General features: G+C 40.1%; 36 protein-coding genes. All 36 read left to right on the top strand.

The window, feature by feature from the left end; all coding sequences use genetic code 11:
* Positions 1-2: 2 nt before the first annotated feature.
* The 36 genes from nrdG (at position 3) to jag (ending at position 20,550) form a co-directional block, all read left to right on the top strand.
* Positions 3-599, top strand: a complete 597-nt coding sequence (gene nrdG / locus HMPREF2728_RS00480) for an anaerobic ribonucleoside-triphosphate reductase activating protein (protein ID WP_075226738.1) — start codon at positions 3-5, stop codon at positions 597-599.
* Entirely contained in the window at positions 596-1,219 is a 624-nt protein-coding gene (locus HMPREF2728_RS00475) for a uridine kinase family protein (protein WP_075226737.1), read from the top strand. The genes nrdG and HMPREF2728_RS00475 overlap by 4 nt, the downstream gene beginning before the upstream one ends.
* 264 nt (positions 1,220-1,483) lie before the next feature.
* Positions 1,484-1,792 carry a 30S ribosomal protein S10 gene (rpsJ, locus tag HMPREF2728_RS00470; RefSeq protein ID WP_001284513.1) on the top strand — a complete coding sequence of 103 codons (309 nt, stop codon included), beginning with the start codon at positions 1,484-1,486 and terminating at the stop codon, positions 1,790-1,792.
* Between the two features lie 82 nt (positions 1,793-1,874).
* Positions 1,875-2,501 (top strand): 50S ribosomal protein L3, encoded by a 627-nt coding sequence (rplC, locus tag HMPREF2728_RS00465; protein WP_000160197.1) that lies wholly within the window; start codon positions 1,875-1,877, stop codon positions 2,499-2,501.
* Positions 2,502-2,525: 24 nt separating this feature from the next.
* A complete protein-coding gene (gene rplD / locus HMPREF2728_RS00460; protein WP_000024549.1) occupies positions 2,526-3,149 on the top strand; it encodes a 50S ribosomal protein L4 in 624 nt (207 codons plus the stop codon).
* Complete coding sequence (locus HMPREF2728_RS00455) at positions 3,149-3,445, top strand: 50S ribosomal protein L23 (RefSeq protein ID WP_001055347.1); 297 nt, start codon at positions 3,149-3,151, stop codon at positions 3,443-3,445. Before rplD ends, HMPREF2728_RS00455 begins: the two co-directional genes overlap by 1 nt.
* A 17-nt stretch (positions 3,446-3,462) precedes the next feature.
* Entirely contained in the window at positions 3,463-4,296 is an 834-nt protein-coding gene (rplB, locus tag HMPREF2728_RS00450; protein WP_000512914.1) for a 50S ribosomal protein L2, read from the top strand.
* Positions 4,297-4,400: 104 nt separating this feature from the next.
* Positions 4,401-4,682, top strand: coding sequence for a 30S ribosomal protein S19 (rpsS, locus tag HMPREF2728_RS00445; RefSeq protein WP_000533766.1), 282 nt, complete (start codon positions 4,401-4,403; stop codon positions 4,680-4,682).
* Positions 4,683-4,693: 11 nt separating this feature from the next.
* Positions 4,694-5,038, top strand: coding sequence for a 50S ribosomal protein L22 (gene rplV / locus HMPREF2728_RS00440; protein ID WP_000818137.1), 345 nt, complete (start codon positions 4,694-4,696; stop codon positions 5,036-5,038).
* 12 nt (positions 5,039-5,050) lie between these two features.
* Positions 5,051-5,704: a 30S ribosomal protein S3 gene (gene rpsC / locus HMPREF2728_RS00435; protein ID WP_000529936.1), complete on the top strand. Its 654-nt coding sequence runs from the start codon at positions 5,051-5,053 to the stop codon at positions 5,702-5,704.
* Positions 5,705-5,707: 3 nt separating this feature from the next.
* On the top strand, positions 5,708-6,121 hold the full coding sequence (gene rplP, locus HMPREF2728_RS00430; protein ID WP_000960948.1) for a 50S ribosomal protein L16: 414 nt from the start codon (positions 5,708-5,710) through the stop codon (positions 6,119-6,121).
* Between the two features lie 9 nt (positions 6,122-6,130).
* A complete protein-coding gene (gene rpmC, locus HMPREF2728_RS00425; RefSeq protein ID WP_000772918.1) occupies positions 6,131-6,337 on the top strand; it encodes a 50S ribosomal protein L29 in 207 nt (68 codons plus the stop codon).
* 24 nt (positions 6,338-6,361) lie between these two features.
* Positions 6,362-6,622 carry a 30S ribosomal protein S17 gene (gene rpsQ, locus HMPREF2728_RS00420; RefSeq protein ID WP_000440801.1) on the top strand — a complete coding sequence of 87 codons (261 nt, stop codon included), beginning with the start codon at positions 6,362-6,364 and terminating at the stop codon, positions 6,620-6,622.
* Positions 6,623-6,647: 25 nt separating this feature from the next.
* A complete protein-coding gene (gene rplN, locus HMPREF2728_RS00415; RefSeq protein ID WP_000616548.1) occupies positions 6,648-7,016 on the top strand; it encodes a 50S ribosomal protein L14 in 369 nt (122 codons plus the stop codon).
* Between the two features lie 83 nt (positions 7,017-7,099).
* Positions 7,100-7,405: a 50S ribosomal protein L24 gene (rplX, locus tag HMPREF2728_RS00410; protein ID WP_000497691.1), complete on the top strand. Its 306-nt coding sequence runs from the start codon at positions 7,100-7,102 to the stop codon at positions 7,403-7,405.
* A 23-nt stretch (positions 7,406-7,428) separates the two neighbouring features.
* Positions 7,429-7,971 (top strand): 50S ribosomal protein L5, encoded by a 543-nt coding sequence (rplE, locus tag HMPREF2728_RS00405; protein WP_000013542.1) that lies wholly within the window; start codon positions 7,429-7,431, stop codon positions 7,969-7,971.
* A gap of 17 nt (positions 7,972-7,988) precedes the next feature.
* Positions 7,989-8,174 carry a type Z 30S ribosomal protein S14 gene (locus HMPREF2728_RS00400; RefSeq protein ID WP_001085699.1) on the top strand — a complete coding sequence of 62 codons (186 nt, stop codon included), beginning with the start codon at positions 7,989-7,991 and terminating at the stop codon, positions 8,172-8,174.
* Between the two features lie 211 nt (positions 8,175-8,385).
* Positions 8,386-8,784 (top strand): 30S ribosomal protein S8, encoded by a 399-nt coding sequence (gene rpsH, locus HMPREF2728_RS00395; protein ID WP_000245504.1) that lies wholly within the window; start codon positions 8,386-8,388, stop codon positions 8,782-8,784.
* A 188-nt stretch (positions 8,785-8,972) separates the two neighbouring features.
* A complete protein-coding gene (gene rplF, locus HMPREF2728_RS00390) occupies positions 8,973-9,509 on the top strand; it encodes a 50S ribosomal protein L6 (protein ID WP_000086625.1) in 537 nt (178 codons plus the stop codon).
* Between the two features lie 83 nt (positions 9,510-9,592).
* Positions 9,593-9,949, top strand: coding sequence for a 50S ribosomal protein L18 (gene rplR, locus HMPREF2728_RS00385; RefSeq protein WP_000624044.1), 357 nt, complete (start codon positions 9,593-9,595; stop codon positions 9,947-9,949).
* A gap of 17 nt (positions 9,950-9,966) precedes the next feature.
* Entirely contained in the window at positions 9,967-10,461 is a 495-nt protein-coding gene (rpsE, locus tag HMPREF2728_RS00380) for a 30S ribosomal protein S5 (protein WP_000874203.1), read from the top strand.
* Between the two features lie 13 nt (positions 10,462-10,474).
* Positions 10,475-10,657 (top strand): 50S ribosomal protein L30, encoded by a 183-nt coding sequence (rpmD, locus tag HMPREF2728_RS00375; protein ID WP_000057241.1) that lies wholly within the window; start codon positions 10,475-10,477, stop codon positions 10,655-10,657.
* 146 nt (positions 10,658-10,803) lie between these two features.
* The gene (rplO, locus tag HMPREF2728_RS00370) at positions 10,804-11,244 is read left to right on the top strand and encodes a 50S ribosomal protein L15 (RefSeq protein WP_000766079.1); all 441 of its coding nucleotides are present in this window, start codon (positions 10,804-10,806) and stop codon (positions 11,242-11,244) included.
* Positions 11,245-11,256: 12 nt separating this feature from the next.
* Positions 11,257-12,567: a preprotein translocase subunit SecY gene (gene secY / locus HMPREF2728_RS00365; RefSeq protein WP_000465391.1), complete on the top strand. Its 1,311-nt coding sequence runs from the start codon at positions 11,257-11,259 to the stop codon at positions 12,565-12,567.
* A gap of 155 nt (positions 12,568-12,722) precedes the next feature.
* Positions 12,723-13,361 (top strand): adenylate kinase, encoded by a 639-nt coding sequence (locus HMPREF2728_RS00360; protein WP_075226736.1) that lies wholly within the window; start codon positions 12,723-12,725, stop codon positions 13,359-13,361.
* A gap of 117 nt (positions 13,362-13,478) precedes the next feature.
* On the top strand, positions 13,479-13,697 hold the full coding sequence (gene infA / locus HMPREF2728_RS00355; RefSeq protein ID WP_001029883.1) for a translation initiation factor IF-1: 219 nt from the start codon (positions 13,479-13,481) through the stop codon (positions 13,695-13,697).
* Between the two features lie 24 nt (positions 13,698-13,721).
* The gene (gene rpmJ / locus HMPREF2728_RS10180) at positions 13,722-13,838 is read left to right on the top strand and encodes a 50S ribosomal protein L36 (RefSeq protein WP_001808836.1); all 117 of its coding nucleotides are present in this window, start codon (positions 13,722-13,724) and stop codon (positions 13,836-13,838) included.
* A 17-nt stretch (positions 13,839-13,855) separates the two neighbouring features.
* The gene (gene rpsM, locus HMPREF2728_RS00350; RefSeq protein WP_000090783.1) at positions 13,856-14,221 is read left to right on the top strand and encodes a 30S ribosomal protein S13; all 366 of its coding nucleotides are present in this window, start codon (positions 13,856-13,858) and stop codon (positions 14,219-14,221) included.
* Between the two features lie 17 nt (positions 14,222-14,238).
* A complete protein-coding gene (gene rpsK, locus HMPREF2728_RS00345) occupies positions 14,239-14,622 on the top strand; it encodes a 30S ribosomal protein S11 (RefSeq protein ID WP_001118385.1) in 384 nt (127 codons plus the stop codon).
* A 42-nt stretch (positions 14,623-14,664) separates the two neighbouring features.
* The gene (locus HMPREF2728_RS00340) at positions 14,665-15,600 is read left to right on the top strand and encodes a DNA-directed RNA polymerase subunit alpha (protein ID WP_000568996.1); all 936 of its coding nucleotides are present in this window, start codon (positions 14,665-14,667) and stop codon (positions 15,598-15,600) included.
* 11 nt (positions 15,601-15,611) lie between these two features.
* The gene (gene rplQ / locus HMPREF2728_RS00335; RefSeq protein ID WP_000331493.1) at positions 15,612-15,998 is read left to right on the top strand and encodes a 50S ribosomal protein L17; all 387 of its coding nucleotides are present in this window, start codon (positions 15,612-15,614) and stop codon (positions 15,996-15,998) included.
* A gap of 464 nt (positions 15,999-16,462) precedes the next feature.
* Positions 16,463-16,729: an ACT domain-containing protein gene (locus HMPREF2728_RS00330; protein ID WP_000644115.1), complete on the top strand. Its 267-nt coding sequence runs from the start codon at positions 16,463-16,465 to the stop codon at positions 16,727-16,729.
* Between the two features lie 9 nt (positions 16,730-16,738).
* Positions 16,739-18,076, top strand: coding sequence for a PFL family protein (locus HMPREF2728_RS00325; protein WP_075226735.1), 1,338 nt, complete (start codon positions 16,739-16,741; stop codon positions 18,074-18,076).
* Between the two features lie 320 nt (positions 18,077-18,396).
* A complete protein-coding gene (rnpA, locus tag HMPREF2728_RS00320) occupies positions 18,397-18,768 on the top strand; it encodes a ribonuclease P protein component (RefSeq protein WP_000745628.1) in 372 nt (123 codons plus the stop codon).
* The gene (locus HMPREF2728_RS00315) at positions 18,743-19,570 is read left to right on the top strand and encodes a YidC/Oxa1 family membrane protein insertase (protein WP_186822177.1); all 828 of its coding nucleotides are present in this window, start codon (positions 18,743-18,745) and stop codon (positions 19,568-19,570) included. The genes rnpA and HMPREF2728_RS00315 overlap by 26 nt, the downstream gene beginning before the upstream one ends.
* Before the next feature lie 14 nt (positions 19,571-19,584).
* The gene (gene jag, locus HMPREF2728_RS00310) at positions 19,585-20,550 is read left to right on the top strand and encodes an RNA-binding cell elongation regulator Jag/EloR (protein WP_049548843.1); all 966 of its coding nucleotides are present in this window, start codon (positions 19,585-19,587) and stop codon (positions 20,548-20,550) included.
* The last annotated feature ends 38 nt before the right edge of the window (positions 20,551-20,588 follow it).

Below are 20,588 nucleotides of genomic sequence, written 5' to 3'. Positions count from 1 at the left end.
GGATGACATGGAATACACCAAAACCAGGCGAGTGGAAGAGTGAAGAACTCAGTCAGGGGCGTATCATTGACTATAAGGCTTTTAACTTTGTCGATGGAGAGGGAGTGCGCAATTCTCTCTATGTAGCAGGCTGTATGTTTCACTGCGAGGGCTGTTATAATGTTGCGACCTGGTCTTTCAATGCAGGAATTCCTTATACGCCAGAGTTAGAAGAACAAATCATGGCAGACTTGGCCCAGCCTTATGTTCAAGGATTGACCTTACTGGGAGGAGAGCCATTCCTCAATACGGGTATTCTCTTACCTCTCGTCAAACGCATTCGTAAGGAATTGCCAGATAAAGATATCTGGTCCTGGACAGGTTATACTTGGGAAGAAATGATGCTGGAGACTCCAGACAAATTGGAACTCTTGTCGCTGATTGACATCCTTGTCGATGGTCGTTATGATCGAACTAAGAGAAATCTTATGCTCCAGTTCCGAGGCTCTTCTAATCAGCGGATTATCGATGTGCAAAAATCTCTGCAAAGTGGAAAAGTAGTTATTTGGGACAAGCTTAATGATGGGAAGCAAAGCTATGAACAGGTGAAGAGAGAATGAAGAAAAAAGACTTAATAGAAAGACTAGTATCAGAAATAGAGTCTGGAAAAGTAAAAACGCTAGGTATCTACGGCCATGGAGCCTCAGGAAAATCAACTTTTGCTCAAGAATTGTTCCAAGTTTTAGATTCTGAAAATGTAAATTTACTAGAGACAGATCCCTATATTACTTCGGAACGACATTTAGTGGTACCTAAAGAGACACCGGACCAAAAGGTGACAGCATGTTTACCAGTAGCGCATGAGCTAGCAAGTTTACAAAGAGATATCCTCGCTTTGCAGGCGGGTATGGATGTCTTGACAATAGCAGAACCTTGGAAGGCTAGTGAGGTCTTATCGGGAGCAAAACCAATTCTGATAGTCGAAGGGATGTCTGTGGGTTTTCTGCCCAAGGAACTCTTTGACAAAACCATTTGTTTCTACACGGATGAGGAGACCGAATTAAAGAGGCGACTAGCTCGAGATACGACTGTGAGAAATCGTGATGCATCCTTTATATTAGCTAGTCAGCAGATGAGACGGGAGCAGTATCTACAATACTATAAAGAAACCGAGTCAAGAGCTGATATCTTGGTAGATCAATCAGATGATAAATTTCAAATTAAAACTAACAATATATAGAAGAAAAGTCAGAAAATCCAGCACTTAAATATGCAAATTCATTAAAATGGAACAAGAAAACAGTTTCATTTAAAAAATTTAAAAAAACCTGTCAAATCCCTTGCAATCGCAGGGGCTTTGTGTTATTCTATTATGGTGCTGTAAATTACAGCTTTAGCTTTGATGCAAGAGGTTGCGACACGCTCGGTTGCATTGCCACGCAACGCGCGTCGGTTTTCTTGTGGAGCTAGCCTATTATCTTAAATAGACGAAAAGGAGAAAAAGATGGCAAACAAAAAAATCCGTATCCGTTTGAAAGCTTACGAACACCGTACGCTTGACACAGCGGCTGCAAAAATCGTAGAATCAGCTACTCGTACAGGTGCACAAGTTGCGGGTCCAATCCCACTTCCAACTGAGCGTAGCCTCTACACAATCATTCGTGCGACTCACAAATACAAAGACTCTCGCGAACAATTTGAAATGCGTACACACAAACGTTTGATCGATATCGTTAACCCAACTCAAAAAACAGTTGACGCTTTGATGAAATTGGATCTTCCAAGTGGTGTAAACGTAGAAATCAAACTTTAATTTAAAGCTTGATAACTTGAGCATAAAAAACGCTCGTTAAAAACTTTTTGAATAAAAAATATAGAAAAGGAACTATTTTCTCATGACAAAAGGAATCTTAGGGAAAAAAGTGGGAATGACTCAAATCTTCACTGAAGCTGGCGAATTGATCCCTGTAACAGTTATTGAAGCAACTCCAAACGTTGTTCTTCAAGTTAAAACTGTTGAAACAGACGGATACAACGCTATCCAAGTTGGTTTCGATGACAAACGCGAAGTATTGAGCAACAAACCTGCTAAAGGACATGTAGCAAAAGCTAACACGGCTCCTAAGCGCTTCATTCGTGAATTCAAAAACGTTGAAGGCTTGGAAGTTGGTGCTGAAATCACAGTTGAAACTTTCGCAGCTGGAGATGTTGTTGACGTAACTGGTACTTCTAAAGGTAAAGGTTTCCAAGGTGTTATCAAACGCCACGGACAATCACGTGGACCTATGGCTCACGGTTCTCGTTACCACCGTCGTCCAGGTTCTATGGGACCTGTTGCACCTAACCGCGTATTCAAAGGTAAAAACCTTGCAGGACGTATGGGTGGCGACCGTGTAACAATTCAAAACCTTGAAGTTGTACAAGTTGTTCCAGAAAAGAACGTTATCCTTATCAAAGGTAACGTACCAGGTGCTAAGAAATCTCTTATCACTATCAAATCAGCAGTTAAAGCTGGTAAATAATAAGGAAAGGGGAATACAGTCAAAATGGCAAATGTAACATTATTCGACCAAACTGGTAAACAAGCGGGCGAAGTTGTTCTTAACGATGCAATCTTTGGTATCGAACCAAACCAATCTGTTGTGTTTGATGTCATCATCAGCCAACGTGCTAGCCTTCGTCAAGGAACTCACGCTGTTAAAAACCGTTCAGCCGTTTCAGGTGGCGGACGCAAACCATGGCGTCAAAAAGGAACTGGACGTGCTCGTCAAGGTTCTATCCGCTCTCCACAATGGCGTGGTGGTGGAATTGTCTTCGGACCAACTCCACGTAGCTATGCGTACAAACTTCCTCAAAAAGTTCGTCGCCTTGCACTAAAATCTGTTTACTCAGAAAAAGTTGCTGAAAACAAATTTGTAGCCGTTGATTCTCTTGAATTTACAGCTCCAAAAACTGCTGAATTTGCAAAAGTTCTTGCAGCTTTGAGCATCGATTCTAAAGTCCTTGTTATTCTTGAAGAAGGAAACGAATTCGCAGCTCTTTCAGCTCGTAACCTTCCAAACGTGAAAGTTGCGACTGCTACAACTGCAAGTGTTCTTGACATCGCAAATAGTGACAAACTTCTTGTTACTCAAGCAGCTATCTCTAAAATCGAGGAGGTTCTTGCATAATGAATTTGTATGATGTTATCAAAAAACCTGTAATCACTGAAAGCTCAATGGCTCAACTTGAAGCAGGAAAATATGTATTTGAAGTTGACACACGTGCGCACAAACTTTTGATCAAGCAAGCTGTTGAAGCTGCTTTCGAAGGTGTTAAAGTTGCAAATGTTAACACAATCAACGTAAAACCTAAAGCTAAACGTGTTGGACGTTACACTGGTTTTACTAACAAAACTAAAAAAGCTATCATCACACTTACAGCTGATTCAAAAGCAATCGAGTTGTTCGCTGCTGAAGCTGAATAATCTAAGGAGGAAATATCGTGGGAATTCGTGTTTATAAACCAACAACAAACGGTCGCCGTAATATGACTTCTTTGGATTTCGCTGAAATCACAACAAGCACACCAGAAAAAACTTTGCTTGTTGCTTTGAAGAACAAGGCTGGTCGTAACAACAACGGTCGTATCACTGTTCGTCACCAAGGTGGTGGACACAAACGTTTCTACCGTTTGGTTGACTTTAAACGTAACAAAGATAACGTTGAAGCAGTTGTTAAAACTATCGAGTACGATCCAAACCGTTCTGCAAACATCGCTCTTGTGCACTACACTGACGGTGTGAAAGCATACATCATCGCTCCAAAAGGTCTTGAAGTTGGTCAACGTATCGTTTCAGGTCCTGAAGCAGATATCAAAGTAGGTAACGCTCTTCCACTTGCTAACATCCCAGTTGGTACTTTGGTTCACAACATTGAGTTGAAACCAGGTCGTGGTGGTGAATTGGTTCGTGCTGCTGGAGCTTCTGCTCAAGTATTGGGACAAGAAGGTAAATACGTTCTTGTTCGTCTTCAATCAGGCGAAGTTCGTATGATTCTTGGAACTTGTCGTGCTACAGTTGGTGTTGTCGGAAACGAACAACATGGACTTGTAAACCTTGGTAAAGCAGGACGTAGCCGTTGGAAAGGTATCCGCCCAACAGTTCGTGGTTCTGTAATGAACCCTAACGATCACCCACACGGTGGTGGTGAAGGTAAAGCACCAGTTGGTCGTAAAGCACCATCTACTCCATGGGGCAAACCTGCTCTTGGTCTTAAAACTCGTAACAAGAAAGCGAAATCTGACAAACTTATCGTTCGTCGTCGCAACGAGAAATAATTTAAAACTAGTCGCTTAAGCAACTAGGAAATTCCGCCAGCTCGGTAGCGCTCCTTGTGAGCGCAAGCCGCTGTGGTACAAAATTTAAAGGAGAAAATATAAAAATGGGACGCAGTCTTAAAAAAGGACCTTTCGTCGATGAGCATTTGATGAAAAAAGTTGAAGCTCAAGCTAACGACGAAAAGAAAAAAGTTATCAAAACTTGGTCACGTCGTTCAACGATCTTCCCAAGTTTCATTGGTTACACAATCGCAGTTTATGATGGACGTAAACACGTACCTGTTTACATCCAAGAAGACATGGTAGGTCACAAACTTGGTGAATTTGCACCAACTCGTACTTACAAAGGTCACGCCGCAGACGACAAGAAGACACGTAGAAAATAAGGAGAACATAAATGGCAGAAATTACTTCAGCTAAAGCAATGGCTCGCACAGTACGTGTTTCACCTCGTAAATCACGTCTTGTTCTTGACAACATCCGTGGTAAAAGCGTAGCCGATGCAATCGCAATTTTGACATTCACTCCAAACAAAGCTGCTGAAATCATCTTGAAAGTTTTGAACTCAGCTGTAGCTAACGCTGAAAACAACTTTGGTTTGGATAAAGCTAACTTGGTAGTATCTGAAGCATTCGCAAATGAAGGACCAACTATGAAACGTTTCCGTCCACGTGCGAAAGGTTCAGCTTCACCAATCAACAAACGTACAGCTCACATCACTGTAGCTGTTGCAGAAAAATAAGGAGGTAAAATCGTGGGTCAAAAAGTACATCCAATTGGTATGCGTGTCGGCATCATCCGTGATTGGGATGCCAAATGGTATGCTGAAAAAGAATACGCGGATTACCTTCATGAAGATCTTGCAATCCGTAAATTCGTTCAAAAAGAACTTGCTGACGCAGCAGTTTCAACTATTGAAATTGAACGCGCAGTAAACAAAGTTAACGTTTCACTTCACACTGCTAAACCAGGTATGGTTATCGGTAAAGGTGGTGCTAACGTTGATGCACTTCGTGCTAAACTTAACAAATTGACTGGAAAACAAGTACACATCAACATCATCGAAATCAAACAACCTGATTTGGATGCTCACCTTGTTGGTGAAGGAATTGCTCGTCAATTGGAGCAACGTGTTGCTTTCCGTCGTGCACAAAAACAAGCAATCCAACGTGCAATGCGTGCTGGAGCTAAAGGAATCAAAACTCAAGTATCAGGTCGTTTGAACGGTGCAGATATCGCCCGTGCTGAAGGATACTCTGAAGGAACTGTTCCACTTCACACACTTCGTGCAGATATCGATTACGCTTGGGAAGAAGCAGACACTACATACGGTAAACTTGGTGTTAAAGTATGGATCTACCGTGGTGAAGTTCTTCCAGCTCGTAAAAACACTAAAGGAGGTAAATAACCAATGTTAGTACCTAAACGTGTTAAACACCGTCGTGAATTCCGTGGTAAAATGCGCGGTGAAGCTAAAGGTGGAAAAGAAGTAGCATTCGGTGAATACGGTCTTCAAGCTACAACTAGCCACTGGATCACTAACCGCCAAATCGAAGCTGCTCGTATCGCCATGACTCGTTACATGAAACGTGGTGGTAAAGTTTGGATTAAAATCTTCCCACACAAATCATACACAGCTAAAGCTATCGGGGTTCGTATGGGATCTGGTAAAGGGGCACCTGAAGGTTGGGTAGCACCAGTTAAACGTGGTAAAGTAATGTTTGAAGTTGCTGGTGTATCTGAAGAGATCGCTCGCGAAGCGCTTCGTCTTGCTAGCCACAAATTGCCAGTTAAATGTAAATTCGTAAAACGTGAAGCAGAATAAGGAGAAGGCATGAAACTTAATGAAGTAAAAGAATTTGTTAAAGAACTTCGTGGTCTTTCTCAAGAAGAACTCGCGAAGCGCGAAAACGAATTGAAAAAAGAATTGTTTGAACTTCGTTTCCAAGCTGCTACTGGTCAATTAGAACAAACAGCTCGCTTGAAAGAAGTTAAAAAACAAATCGCTCGTATCAAAACAGTTCAATCTGAAGCGAAATAATAGACTAGGGAAGGAGAAATTTCAATGGAACGCAATAATCGTAAAGTTCTTGTTGGACGTGTTGTATCTGACAAAATGGACAAGACAATCACAGTTGTAGTTGAAACAAAACGTAACCACCCAGTCTATGGTAAACGTATTAACTACTCTAAAAAATACAAAGCACATGATGAAAACAATGTTGCCAAAGAAGGCGATATCGTACGTATCATGGAAACTCGTCCGCTTTCAGCTACAAAACGTTTCCGTCTTGTAGAAGTCGTTGAAGAAGCGGTTATCATCTAATCAAACCTGAAAGGAGAAAACTGAAATGATTCAAACAGAAACTCGTTTGAAAGTCGCAGACAACAGCGGTGCACGCGAAATCTTGACTATCAAAGTTCTTGGTGGTTCTAAACGTAAATTTGCGAACATCGGTGATGTTATTGTGGCATCTGTAAAACAAGCTACTCCTGGTGGTGCGGTTAAAAAAGGTGACGTTGTTAAAGCAGTTATCGTTCGTACTAAATCAGGTGCTCGTCGTGCTGATGGTTCATACATCAAATTTGACGAAAATGCAGCAGTTATCATCCGTGAAGATAAAACTCCTCGCGGAACACGTATCTTTGGCCCAGTTGCACGTGAATTGCGTGAAGGTGGCTTCATGAAGATCGTGTCACTTGCTCCAGAAGTACTTTAATTTTCACAGAGCAAAATCAAACAAACACAGTCCCCTGGCTTAGCCAGGGTGCCCATTGGGCGTAAGAATAAAAGGAGAAAAAAATGTTTGTAAAAAAAGGCGACAAAGTTCGCGTAATCGCTGGTAAAGATAAGGGAACAGAAGCTGTTGTCCTTACTGCCCTTCCAAAAGTAAACAAAGTTATCGTTGAAGGTGTTAACATCGTTAAGAAACACCAACGTCCAACTAACGAACTTCCTCAAGGTGGTATCATCGAGAAGGAAGCAGCTATCCACGTATCAAACGTTCAAGTTTTGGACAAAAACGGTGTAGCTGGTCGTGTTGGTTACAAATTTGTAGACGGTAAAAAAGTTCGCTACAACAAAAAATCAGGCGAAGTGCTTGATTAATCACGAAGGAAAGGAGAAGTATAATGGCAAATCGTTTAAAAGAAAAATATCTTAATGAAGTAGTTCCTGCTTTGACAGAACAATTCAACTACTCATCAGTGATGGCTGTGCCTAAAGTAGATAAGATCGTTTTGAACATGGGTGTTGGTGAAGCTGTATCAAACGCTAAAAGCCTTGAAAAAGCTGCTGAAGAATTGGCGCTTATCTCAGGTCAAAAACCACTTATCACTAAAGCTAAAAAATCAATCGCCGGCTTCCGTCTTCGTGAAGGTGTTGCGATCGGTGCAAAAGTTACCCTTCGTGGTGAACGTATGTACGAATTCTTGGATAAATTGGTTTCAGTTTCACTTCCACGTGTACGTGACTTCCACGGTGTTCCTACAAAATCATTTGATGGACGCGGAAACTACACTCTTGGTGTGAAAGAACAATTGATCTTCCCAGAAATCAACTTTGATGACGTTGACAAAACTCGTGGTCTTGACATCGTTATCGTAACTACTGCTAACACTGACGAAGAGTCACGTGCATTGCTTACAGGCCTTGGAATGCCTTTTGCAAAATAATATAGGAGGTATAACTAATGGCTAAAAAATCTATGATTGCTAAGAACAAACGCCCAGCGAAGTTCTCTACTCAAGCATACACTCGCTGTGAACGTTGTGGACGTCCACACTCAGTTTACCGCAAGTTTAAACTTTGCCGTGTTTGCTTCCGTGAATTGGCATATAAAGGTCAAATCCCTGGTGTAACAAAAGCATCTTGGTAATATCATGATACAAAGAGCGTAACAACCCCAGCAAAAATAGGAGATTTGGTGCAGGAGCGATGCTCCAAGACAAATCTATCTTTTTTGCCCAGGTTGTAGCTCGTGTTCAAATGAGATTATCTTGTTTGAATGTGTCAATACTATCTGAGCCCAGCTCAATCATTAACTAGCAAGTGCAACTTGCAAACTACTAGTAAGAGGAGAAAATAAAATGGTTATGACTGACCCAATCGCAGACTTCCTAACTCGTATTCGTAACGCTAACCAAGCAAAACACGAAGTACTTGAAGTACCTGCATCAAACATCAAAAAAGGGATTGCTGAAATCCTTAAACGCGAAGGTTTTGTTAAGAACGTAGAAATCATCGAAGATGACAAACAAGGCATCATCCGTGTATTCCTTAAATACGGACCAAACGGTGAAAAAGTTATCACTAACTTGAAACGTGTTTCTAAACCAGGACTTCGTGTCTATAAAAAACGTGAAGATCTTCCAAAAGTACTTAACGGTCTTGGAATTGCTATCCTTTCAACTTCAGAAGGTTTGCTTACTGATAAAGAAGCTCGCCAAAAGAACGTTGGTGGGGAAGTTATCGCTTACGTTTGGTAATATTTAGCTCTCAATTTCTTTGTGACTCTTCGTTATCGTCTCTTGCCTAACCCAAAGTTATGCCTGCGAGACGATGCCTAGATTCACTTTCAAATTGAAACCTAAACGTTCCTTTAAATCGAGAAATCGATTTAGCCCCCGTGAAAACTGGCCGTCATGGCCTGACAATTTAACAGGAGAATAAAAACATGTCACGTATTGGTAATAAAGTTATCGTGTTGCCTGCTGGTGTTGAAATCACTAACAATGACAACGTTGTAACTGTAAAAGGACCTAAAGGAGAACTTACTCGTGAGTTCTCAAAAGATATTGAAATTCGTGTGGAAGGTACTGAAGTAACTCTTCACCGTCCAAACGATTCAAAAGAAATGAAAACTATCCACGGAACTACTCGTGCTCTTTTGAACAACATGGTTATTGGTGTATCAGAAGGATTCAAGAAACAACTTGAAATGCGTGGGGTTGGTTACCGTGCACAACTTCAAGGATCAAAACTTGTTTTGGCTGTTGGTAAATCACATCCAGACGAAGTTGAAGCTCCAGAAGGAATTACTTTTGAACTTCCAAACCCAACAACAATCGTTGTTAGCGGAATTTCGAAAGAAGTAGTTGGTCAAACAGCTGCTTACGTACGTAGCCTTCGTTCACCAGAACCATACAAAGGTAAAGGTATCCGTTACGTTGGCGAATATGTTCGTCTTAAAGAAGGTAAAACAGGTAAATAATATTGAGTGGTTGATTTTCAGCCACCAATATCATTTCCAACTTTGTGCATAGCACACGATTTAAAACTAAAGAGGTGAAAACTGTGATTTCTAAACCAGATAAAAACAAACTCCGCCAAAAACGCCACCGTCGCGTTCGCGGAAAACTCTCTGGAACTGCTGATCGCCCACGTTTGAACGTATTCCGTTCTAATACAGGCATCTACGCTCAAGTTATTGATGACGTAGCGGGTGTAACGCTCGCAAGTGCTTCAACTCTTGACAAAGAAGTTTCAAAAGGAACAAAAACTGAACAAGCCGTTGCTGTCGGTAAACTCGTTGCAGAACGTGCAAACGCTAAAGGTATTTCAGAAGTGGTGTTCGACCGCGGTGGATATCTATATCACGGACGTGTGAAAGCTTTGGCTGATGCAGCTCGTGAAAACGGATTGAAATTCTAATAGGAGGACACTAGAAAATGGCATTTAAAGACAATGCAGTTGAATTAGAAGAACGCGTAGTTGCTGTTAACCGTGTTACTAAAGTTGTTAAAGGTGGACGTCGTCTTCGTTTTGCAGCTCTTGTAGTCGTTGGTGACCACAATGGTCGCGTAGGATTTGGTACTGGTAAAGCTCAAGAAGTTCCAGAAGCAATCCGCAAAGCAGTAGAAGATGCTAAGAAAAACTTGATCGAAGTTCCTATGGTTGGAACAACAATCCCACACGAAGTTATTTCAGAATTCGGTGGAGCTAAGGTATTGTTGAAACCAGCTGTAGAAGGTTCTGGGGTTGCCGCTGGTGGTGCTGTTCGTGCCGTTATCGAGTTGGCAGGTGTAGCTGATGTTACATCTAAATCTCTTGGCTCAAATACTCCAATCAACATTGTTCGCGCAACTGTTGAAGGTTTGAAACAATTGAAACGCGCTGAAGAAGTTGCTGCCCTTCGTGGTATTTCAGTTTCTGATTTGGCATAAGAAAGGGGATAAAATGGCTCAAATTAAAATTACTTTGACTAAGTCTCCAATCGGACGCATTCCATCACAACGTAAAACTGTTGTAGCACTTGGACTTGGCAAATTGAACAGCTCTGTTATTAAAGAAGATAACGCTGCAATTCGTGGTATGATCACTGCAGTATCTCACTTGGTAACAGTTGAAGAAGTAAACTAATGAAATTTTAGGGGATGTGCAGTATACCATCCCCTAAAACTAGATATAGTCATCTTTGATGACAAAGGTATAGGCGAGTTGATAGGAGAGACAACCTTTTCTCTCTTATCGGCGCTAGCATTTTACAAAAGAGGAGAAAATATATAATGAAACTTCATGAATTGAAACCTGCAGAAGGTTCTCGTAAAACTCGTAACCGTGTTGGTCGTGGTACTTCATCAGGTAACGGTAAAACATCTGGTCGTGGTCAAAAAGGTCAAAAAGCTCGTAGCGGTGGCGGAGTACGTCTTGGTTTTGAAGGTGGACAAACTCCATTGTTCCGTCGTCTTCCAAAACGTGGATTCACTAACATCAACGCTAAAGAATATGCAATTGTTAACCTTGACCAATTGAACGTCTTTGAAGATGGTGCAGAAGTAACTCCAGTTGTTCTTATCGAATCAGGAATTGTTAAAGCTGAAAAATCAGGTATCAAAATTCTTGGTAACGGTGAGTTGACTAAGAAATTGTCTGTAAAAGCAGCTAAATTCTCTAAATCAGCTGAAGAAGCTATCACTGCTAAAGGTGGTTCAGTAGAAGTCATCTAAGAGAGGTGACCTATGTTTTTTAAATTATTGAGAGAAGCCTTCAAAGTCAAGCAAGTTCGATCAAAAATTCTTTTTACAATTTTTATCGTCTTTGTCTTCCGTATCGGGACTAGCATTACGGTTCCATGGGTGAATGCCAACAGCTTGAATGCTTTGAGTGGTCTATCTTTTCTAAATATGTTAAGTTTGGTGTCTGGTAATGCCATGAAAAACTTTTCAGTTTTTGCACTTGGTGTTAGTCCATACATTACTGCTTCTATCGTTGTCCAACTCTTACAAATGGATTTATTACCGAAGTTTGTAGAGTGGGGCAAACAAGGGGAAGTTGGTCGTAGAAAGTTGAACCAGGCAACTCGGTATATTGCCCTTGTTCTTGCATTCGTGCAATCTATCGGAATTACTGCTGGTTTTAATGCTTTATCTGGAGCCAAACTTTTGACTGTTCCTTTAACACCACAAGTTTTCCTTGTGATTGGAGCAATCCTAACAGCGGGTAGTATGATTGTAACTTGGTTGGGAGAGCAAATTACTGATAAGGGTTATGGAAATGGTGTTTCCATGATTATCTTTGCGGGGATTGTTGCTTCAATTCCTGATATGATCAAGGGAATTTATGTTGACTACTTTGTCAATGTACCAAGCAGTCGCTTGACTTCATCCCTCATTTTTGTTGCTATCTTAATTGTAGCAGTCTTATTGATTGTTTACTTTACAACTTATGTTCAACAAGCTGAATATAAGATACCAATTCAGTATACCAAGGTAGCACAAGGAGCACCGTCAAGTTCCTATCTTCCATTGAAGATTAACCCTGCAGGAGTTATTCCAGTTATCTTTGCTAGCTCGATTACTGCAGCACCAGCGGCAATTTTACAATTTGTAAGTGCATCTGGTCTTGATTGGGCCTGGGTACGTAGTGCTCAGGAGTTGCTATCTACAACAGCCCCTACAGGTATCGCTTTGTACGCTCTGTTGATTATCCTCTTTACATTCTTCTATACATTTGTACAGATTAATCCAGAGAAGGCAGCAGAAAATTTGCAAAAGAGCGGTGCTTATATCCACGGTGTCCGTCCTGGTAAAGGGACAGAAGAGTATATGTCAAAACTTCTTCGTCGTCTCGCAACAGTCGGTTCCCTCTTCCTAGGTGTCATTTCTATTTTACCTATTGTAGCTAAGGATTTATTCGGTCTTTCAGAAGTCGTTGCTTTTGGGGGAACAAGTCTTTTGATCATTATCTCAACAGGTATTGAAGGAATTAAACAATTGGAAGGTTATTTATTGAAACGTAAGTATGTTGGTTTCATGAATACAACAGAATAATTGTAATAGAAAAGAAAATTCACTATTGCTCAGAGAGTGGAGTTTAAAAATCAAAGACCTTGTCAGATTTTTATCTCCTCTCTTCTATTTTGTTTTTAAATAGGAGTTGAAATGAATTTTTGCTTCTATTTAAAAACAAAAAAGGAGTTTGAATCATGAATCTTTTGATTATGGGCTTACCTGGTGCAGGTAAGGGTACACAGGCAGCAAAAATTGTTGAACAATTTCATGTTGCTCATATCTCAACAGGTGATATGTTCCGCGCGGCAATGGCTAACCAAACTGAAATGGGTGTCTTAGCTAAGTCTTATATTGATAAAGGCGAGTTAGTTCCAGATGAAGTTACAAACGGAATCGTTAAAGAACGTTTAGCTCAAGATGACATTAAGAAAAAAGGATTCCTCTTAGACGGTTTCCCTCGTACCATTGAACAAGCTCACGCTTTGGATCAAATTTTGGTAGACCTTGGTCTTGAACTTGAGGGTGTAATCAATATTGAAGTAGATCCACCATGTCTACTCGAACGTTTGAGTGGTCGTATCATTCACCGTGAAACTGGCGAAACTTTCCACAAAGTTTTCAATCCACCAGTTGACTACAAAGAAGAAGATTATTACCAACGTGAAGATGACAAACCTGAAACAGTAAAACGTCGTTTGGATGTTAATATTGCCCAAGGTGAACCAATTATTGCCCACTATCGTGCAAAAGGTTTGGTACATGATATCGAAGGTAACCAAGATATCAATGATGTCTTTGCAGATATCGAAAAAGTATTGACAAAATTGAAATAAAAGCGTTTTTCATGCTTGCAAAATGTCTCTACAAATGTTATACTGAGTTAGTCTGACTTATAATTGTTGTCTCTGTGTCTAGAGGCATCAAATCGAAATTTATGGAGGTACTTTTGCGTGGCAAAAGACGATGTGATTGAAGTTGAAGGTAAAGTAGTTGATACTATGCCGAATGCAATGTTTACGGTTGAACTTGAAAATGGACATCAGATTTTAGCAACAGTTTCTGGTAAAATTCGTAAAAACTATATTCGTATTTTAGCGGGAGATCGTGTTACTGTCGAAATGAGTCCATATGACTTGACACGTGGACGTATCACTTACCGCTTTAAATAATCGAAAAACTTGGAGGGATAAGAAATGAAAGTAAGACCATCGGTCAAACCAATTTGCGAATACTGTAAAGTAATTCGTCGTAATGGTCGTGTTATGGTAATTTGCCCAGCAAATCCAAAACACAAACAACGTCAAGGATAAGATAGAAAGGAGAAAACATGGCTCGTATTGCTGGAGTTGACATTCCAAATGACAAACGCGTAGTAATTTCATTGACTTATGTGTACGGTATCGGACTTCCAACATCTAAGAAAATCTTGGCAGCTGCTGGAATTTCAGAAGATGTACGTGTTCGCGATCTTACACCAGATCAAGAAGATGCTATCCGTCGTGAAGTGGATGCAATTAAAGTTGAAGGTGACCTTCGTCGTGAAGTTAACTTGAACATCAAACGTTTGATGGAAATCGGTTCATACCGTGGTATCCGTCACCGTCGTGGACTTCCTGTCCGTGGACAAAACACTAAAAACAACGCTCGCACTCGTAAAGGTAAAGCTGTTGCGATTGCTGGTAAGAAAAAATAATATAGGAGGTAAAAGTCTTGGCTAAACCAACACGTAAACGTCGTGTGAAAAAGAATATCGAATCTGGTATTGCTCATATTCACGCTACATTTAATAACACTATTGTTATGATTACTGATGTGCATGGTAATGCAATTGCTTGGTCATCAGCTGGTGCTCTTGGTTTCAAAGGTTCTCGTAAATCTACACCATTTGCTGCTCAAATGGCTTCTGAAGCTGCTGCTAAATCTGCACAAGAACACGGTCTTAAGTCAGTTGAAGTTACTGTTAAAGGTCCAGGTTCTGGTCGTGAGTCAGCTATTCGTGCTCTTGCTGCCGCTGGTCTTGAAGTAACAGCAATTCGTGATGTGACTCCAGTGCCACACAATGGTGCTCGTCCTCCAAAACGTCGCCGTGTATAATCATAACCTTACACTGCTTTTCGTTTAAGAGGGAGTAACTAAATGATCGAGTTTGAAAAACCAAATATAACAAAAATTGATGAAAATAAAGATTATGGCAAGTTTGTAATCGAACCGCTTGAACGTGGTTACGGTACAACACTTGGTAACTCTCTTCGTCGTGTACTTCTAGCTTCTCTTCCAGGGGCTGCTGTAACATCTATCAATATCGAAGGTGTATTGCATGAATTTGATACAGTTCCGGGTGTTCGCGAAGACGTGATGCAAATCATTCTGAACATCAAAGGTATTGCAGTAAAATCTTACGTTAAAGACGAAAAGATCATTGAACTAGATGTGCAAGGTCCTGCTGAAATTACAGCTGGAGATATCTTGACAGATAGCGACATTGAAATTGTAAATCCAGATCATTATCTCTTTACAATCGGTGAAGGTTCTTCTCTAAAAGCGACAATGACTGTTAACAGTGGTCGTGGATATGTACCTGCTGATGAAAACAAAAAAGATAATGCACCAGTTGGAACACTTGCTGTAGATTCTATTTATACACCAGTTACAAAAGTCAACTATCAAGTTGAACCTGCTCGTGTAGGTAGCAATGATGGTTTCGACAAATTAACCCTTGAAATCTTGACTAATGGAACAATTATTCCAGAAGATGCTTTAGGGCTTTCAGCACGTATCTTGACAGAGCACCTTGATTTGTTTACAAATCTTACAGAGATTGCTAAGTCAGCAGAAGTGATGAAAGAAGCTGATACTGAATCGGACGACCGTATCTTGGAACGTACGATTGAGGAACTTGACTTGTCTGTGCGTTCATATAACTGTTTGAAACGTGCCGGTATTAATACTGTGCATGATTTGACAGAAAAATCTGAAGCAGAGATGATGAAAGTAAGAAATCTTGGACGCAAGAGTTTGGAAGAAGTGAAAGTCAAACTCATTGATTTGGGTCTTGGATTAAAAGATAAATAAAGGAGGAATAAATGGCTTACCGTAAACTAGGACGCACTAGCTCACAACGTAAAGCAATGCTTCGCGATTTGACAACTGACCTTTTGATCAACGAATCAATCGTGACAACAGAAGCTCGTGCTAAAGAAATCCGTAAAACTGTTGAAAAAATGATTACTCTAGGTAAACGTGGTGATTTGCATGCACGTCGTCAAGCAGCTGCTTTCGTACGTAATGAAATCGCATCTGAAAACTATGATGAAGCAACTGATAAGTACACTTCTACTACAGCACTTCAAAAATTGTTCTCAGAAATTGCACCTCGTTATGCTGAGCGTAACGGTGGATACACTCGTATCCTTAAAACTGAACCACGTCGTGGTGATGCAGCGCCAATGGCGATCATCGAATTAGTATAAAATCATCAATTTTGTTGAGTGTTATGATGATGGAGTCTTGTGCTCTTAGTCTAGCTCTGGTCTACCGCTAGGACTTATGTCCTAGCGGGAACACTCATCATAAGATGATAAGGTAGACGCTTGTTTACGAAATTGTTTTTTACTTAAGAACAATTTCGTAAGCAGGCGTTTTTGAGTATTTTAGTAAGAAATATGCTATACTATTGAAAAAGAAAATCAACAATGTTCATTTTCTCAAAAATATTCTATAAAGAGGTTATGTGCCAATAAATTATCAGTTTTAAGTTCTAAACTAGCGACTTGGTAAAAAATATTAGCCTGGTACAAGATCACCTAAGACATTTTTTTAGGGTTTCAACTTGGATAATTATTCACTATTAAGTGATTTAGTTACTCTACCCTCCTTTTTCATTTTATTTTTGTCCAAAATGGATATCGTTCTGTGTTAGAAATGGAGTTTAATCATGAAAGCTATTATTACTGTTGTTGGTAAAGATAAATCTGGAATTGTTGCAGGTGTTGCGACAAAAATTGCTGAATTAGGCTTAAATATTGATGATATCTCACAAACAGTCTTGGACGAATTCTTTACTATGATGGCTGTGGTATCTAGTGATGAAAAACAAGATTTTACACATCTTAGAAACGAATTTGAGGTTTTTGGTCAGACTTTGAATGTCAAAATCAATATTCAAAGTGCAGCTATTTTTGATGCTATGTACAATATCTAGGAGGTATTTATGGATATTAGACAAGTTACCGAAACAATCGCAATGATTGAGGAGCAAAACTTTGACATTAGAACCATTACCATGGGGATTTCCCTTTTGGACTGTATCGATCCAGATATCAATCGTGCTGCGGACAAAATATATGAAAAGATTACTACAAAAGCAGCTAATTTAGTGGCTGTTGGAGATGAAATTGCGTCTGAGTTAGGAATTCCTATTGTGAATAAACGGGTATCAGTTACTCCAATTTCCTTGATTGGTGCTGCTACCGATGCGACGGATTATGTAGTCTTAGCTAAAGCACTGGATAAAGCTGCGAAAAAAATTGGTGTTGACTTCATTGGTGGTTTTTCAGCCTTGGTACAAAAGGGTTATCAAAAAGGTGATGAAATCCTTATCAACTCCATTCCTCGTGCTTTGGCAGAAACGGATAAGGTGTGTTCATCAGTAAATATTGGTTCGACTAAAACGGGTATCAATATGACCGCAGTAGCGGATATGGGACGCATTATCAAGGAAACAGCTTCTTTATCTGATATGGGGGCGGCTAAATTGGTTGTATTTGCCAACGCGGTAGAGGACAATCCTTTTATGGCAGGCGCTTTTCATGGGGTTGGTGAAGCAGATGTCATCATCAATGTCGGTGTTTCTGGTCCAGGTGTTGTTAAACGTGCCTTGGAAAAGGTTCGTGGTCAGAGCTTTGATGTTGTTGCTGAAACTGTTAAAAAAACAGCTTTCAAGATTACCCGTATTGGTCAATTGGTTGGTCAAATGGCTAGTGAGCGCCTCGGAGTTGATTTTGGGATTGTCGATTTGAGTTTAGCTCCAACTCCAGCAGTGGGTGATTCTGTAGCTCGTGTTCTTGAAGAAATGGGGCTAGAGACAGTTGGGACTCATGGAACGACTGCTGCCTTGGCTCTCTTGAATGATCAAGTTAAAAAAGGCGGAGTTATGGCTTGCAACCAAGTTGGTGGATTGTCAGGTGCTTTTATCCCAGTTTCTGAGGACGAGGGGATGATTGCTGCAGTGCAAAACGGCTCCCTTAATTTGGAAAAATTAGAAGCTATGACAGCTATCTGTTCAGTTGGTTTGGATATGATTGCCATTCCTGAGGATACACCTGCAGAAACGATTGCGGCAATGATTGCGGATGAAGCTGCTATCGGAGTCATCAACATGAAAACAACTGCTGTACGTATTATTCCAAAAGGAAAAGAAGGCGACATGATTGAGTTTGGTGGCCTTTTAGGAACAGCTCCAGTCATGAAAGTCAACGGTGCATCGTCTGTTGATTTCATTGCACGTGGAGGACAAATCCCAGCTCCAATCCATAGTTTTAAAAATTAAAAAGAAATTGAATCTGTTTAAGTTGGGTTTAAGGATAGACCTGTATACTACTATTATTAAATAAAGACCTCCTAACTTTATTTAATTAAAATCCTAACTTTTTCATAATAATCTCCTACAAAAGTCACTCCAAAGGGTGACTTTTGTTTTATCTCAAGAGAAAGTAGCATGTTCAAATTTGTAAATTTGTCAAAAAATAATATGATTTAAAGGATAAAACTAGTTTTTTCATTCTGTAAAATGGGCTAAAACCTTGCTATGATTGGCTTTTTGAAAAATTATGGTATAATAGTAGTAGTTTTAATAGATGGAGTTGAATTTTGAAAAAACGCTTTCGTGTAAAAAAAGAGAAAGATTTTAGTGCAATATTTAAAAAAGGGGAGAGTTTTGCTAATCGTAAATTTGTTATTTATCGATTAGAAAATAATGAGCAGCATTTTCGAGTTGGTCTGTCTGTCAGCAAAAAATTGGGAAACGCTGTCATGAGAAATCAGATCAAAAGAAGAATTCGACATATTCTGATTGAACATAAAAATCAGCTGGTTGAAAACGTAGATTTTGTTGTGATTGCTCGAAAAGGTGTTGAAATCTTGGACTACGCGGAAATGGAAAAAAATCTACTTCACGTATTAAAGTTATCAAAGATTTACCAGGAAGGAAATGGGAGTGAAAAAGAAATTACAGTTGACTAGCTTAATGGTGCTTGCTTTATTTGTGATGAGCGCCTGCACGGCTAGTGGTACGACGAGTGAGATTACAGCTGAATCAACAGGTTTTTGGAGTAAATTTGTTTATTTTTTTGCTGAAACTATCCGCTTTTTATCATTTGATACAAGTATTGGTCTGGGGATTATTTTATTTACCCTTTTAATCAGAACCATTCTTTTACCAGTCTTTCAGATACAGATGGTGGCATCTAGAAAGATGCAAGAAGTACAACCACTGGTTAAGGAGTTGCGAGAACGTTATCCGGGACGGGATATGGAGAGCCGTACCAAGCTGGATCAAGAAATGCGTCAGTTGTTCAAGCAACATGGTGTGAAGCAGTCAGCTTCTCTTTGGCCAATCTTAATCCAAATGCCAGTCTTGTTGGCCTTGTTCCAAGCTTTGAGTAGGGTAGAATTTCTAAAAACGGGTTATTTCTTATGGATTAACCTTGGTGGTGTTGATACGACTTTTGTTTTGCCTATTCTGGCAGCTATCTTTACTTTCCTTAGCACCTGGTTATCCAATAAGGCCATGGTTGAGAAAAATGGTGCTATGACAGGAATGATGTATGCAATGCCAGTCATGATTTTCTTCTTTGCCATGTATTCACCAAGTGGGGTTGCCTTATACTGGGCGGTATCCAATGCTTATCAGGTGCTCCAAACCTATCTGCTCAACAATCCATTCAAGATTATTGCAGAGCGTGAGGCAGGAGTACAGGCTAAGAAGGATTTAGAAATCAAGAAGAGAAAAGCTCTCAAGAAAGCACAGAAAAAGAAAAAGTAAGGAGGAATCTTGTAATGGTATTATTTACAGGTTCAACTGTTGAGGAAGCGATCCAAACGGGATTGAAGGAATTGGGGATTCCTAGAATGAAGGCGCATATCAAGGTTGTCTCAAGGGAGAAAAAAGGTTTCTTTGGCCTTTTTGGGAAGAAACCAGCGCAAGTTGATATCGAAGCAATTAGTGAGACAACTGTTGTGAAGGCAAATCAGCAAGCAGTTAAGGGAGTTCCAAAGGAAGTTAATGCTAAGAACGAACCCGTTAAGACTGTTAGTGAGGCAACAGTAGACTTAGGTCATGTTGTTGAAGCAATCAAGAAAATCGAGGAAGAAGGACAAGGGATCTCTGAAGAGGTTAAGGCCGAAATTCTAAAAAATGAGAAAGAGGCTAGTACAATTTTAGAGGAGACTGGTCATATTGCCATTCTAAAAGATTTACTGCCAGAAGAATCTAAAGAGCAGGAAGAGCAGGAAGAAGTCGAGCAGAATGATGATTTAGAAAATCTAGGTTTGAAGATTGAACCGACCTATGATATTGATCAGGTGGTCGAAGAAGTGACCAACTATGTTCAAGGTATTATTGATGATATGGATGTTGAGGGAGCAATTTCAAGTACCTCAAATCGCCGTTCTATCAATATGCAAATTGATACTAATGAACCAGGCCGTATTATCGGTTACCATGGTAAGGTTTTGAAATCTCTCCAGCTTTTAGCGCAAAATTATCTTTATAACCGCTATTCAAGAACCTTCTATATTACCATCAATGTTAATGATTATGTAGAACACCGTGCAGAAGTCTTGCAGAGCTATGCACAGAAATTAGCTACACGTGTCCTAGAAGAGGGGCGTAGTCAGGTGACTGATCCAATGTCTAGCAGCGAACGCAAAATCATCCATCGTATTATTTCACGTATGGAGGGTGTTACTAGTTACTCAGAAGGTGATGAGCCAAATCGTTACGTTGTGGTTGATACAGAATAAAATGGAAAATCAGGGGCACCCTGATTTTTTGCTAGCTA

The organism is Streptococcus sp. HMSC061D10 (assembly GCF_001808865.1).
GTDB lineage: Bacteria > Bacillota > Bacilli > Lactobacillales > Streptococcaceae > Streptococcus.
This window is presented reverse-complemented; position numbering and strand designations above follow the sequence as displayed.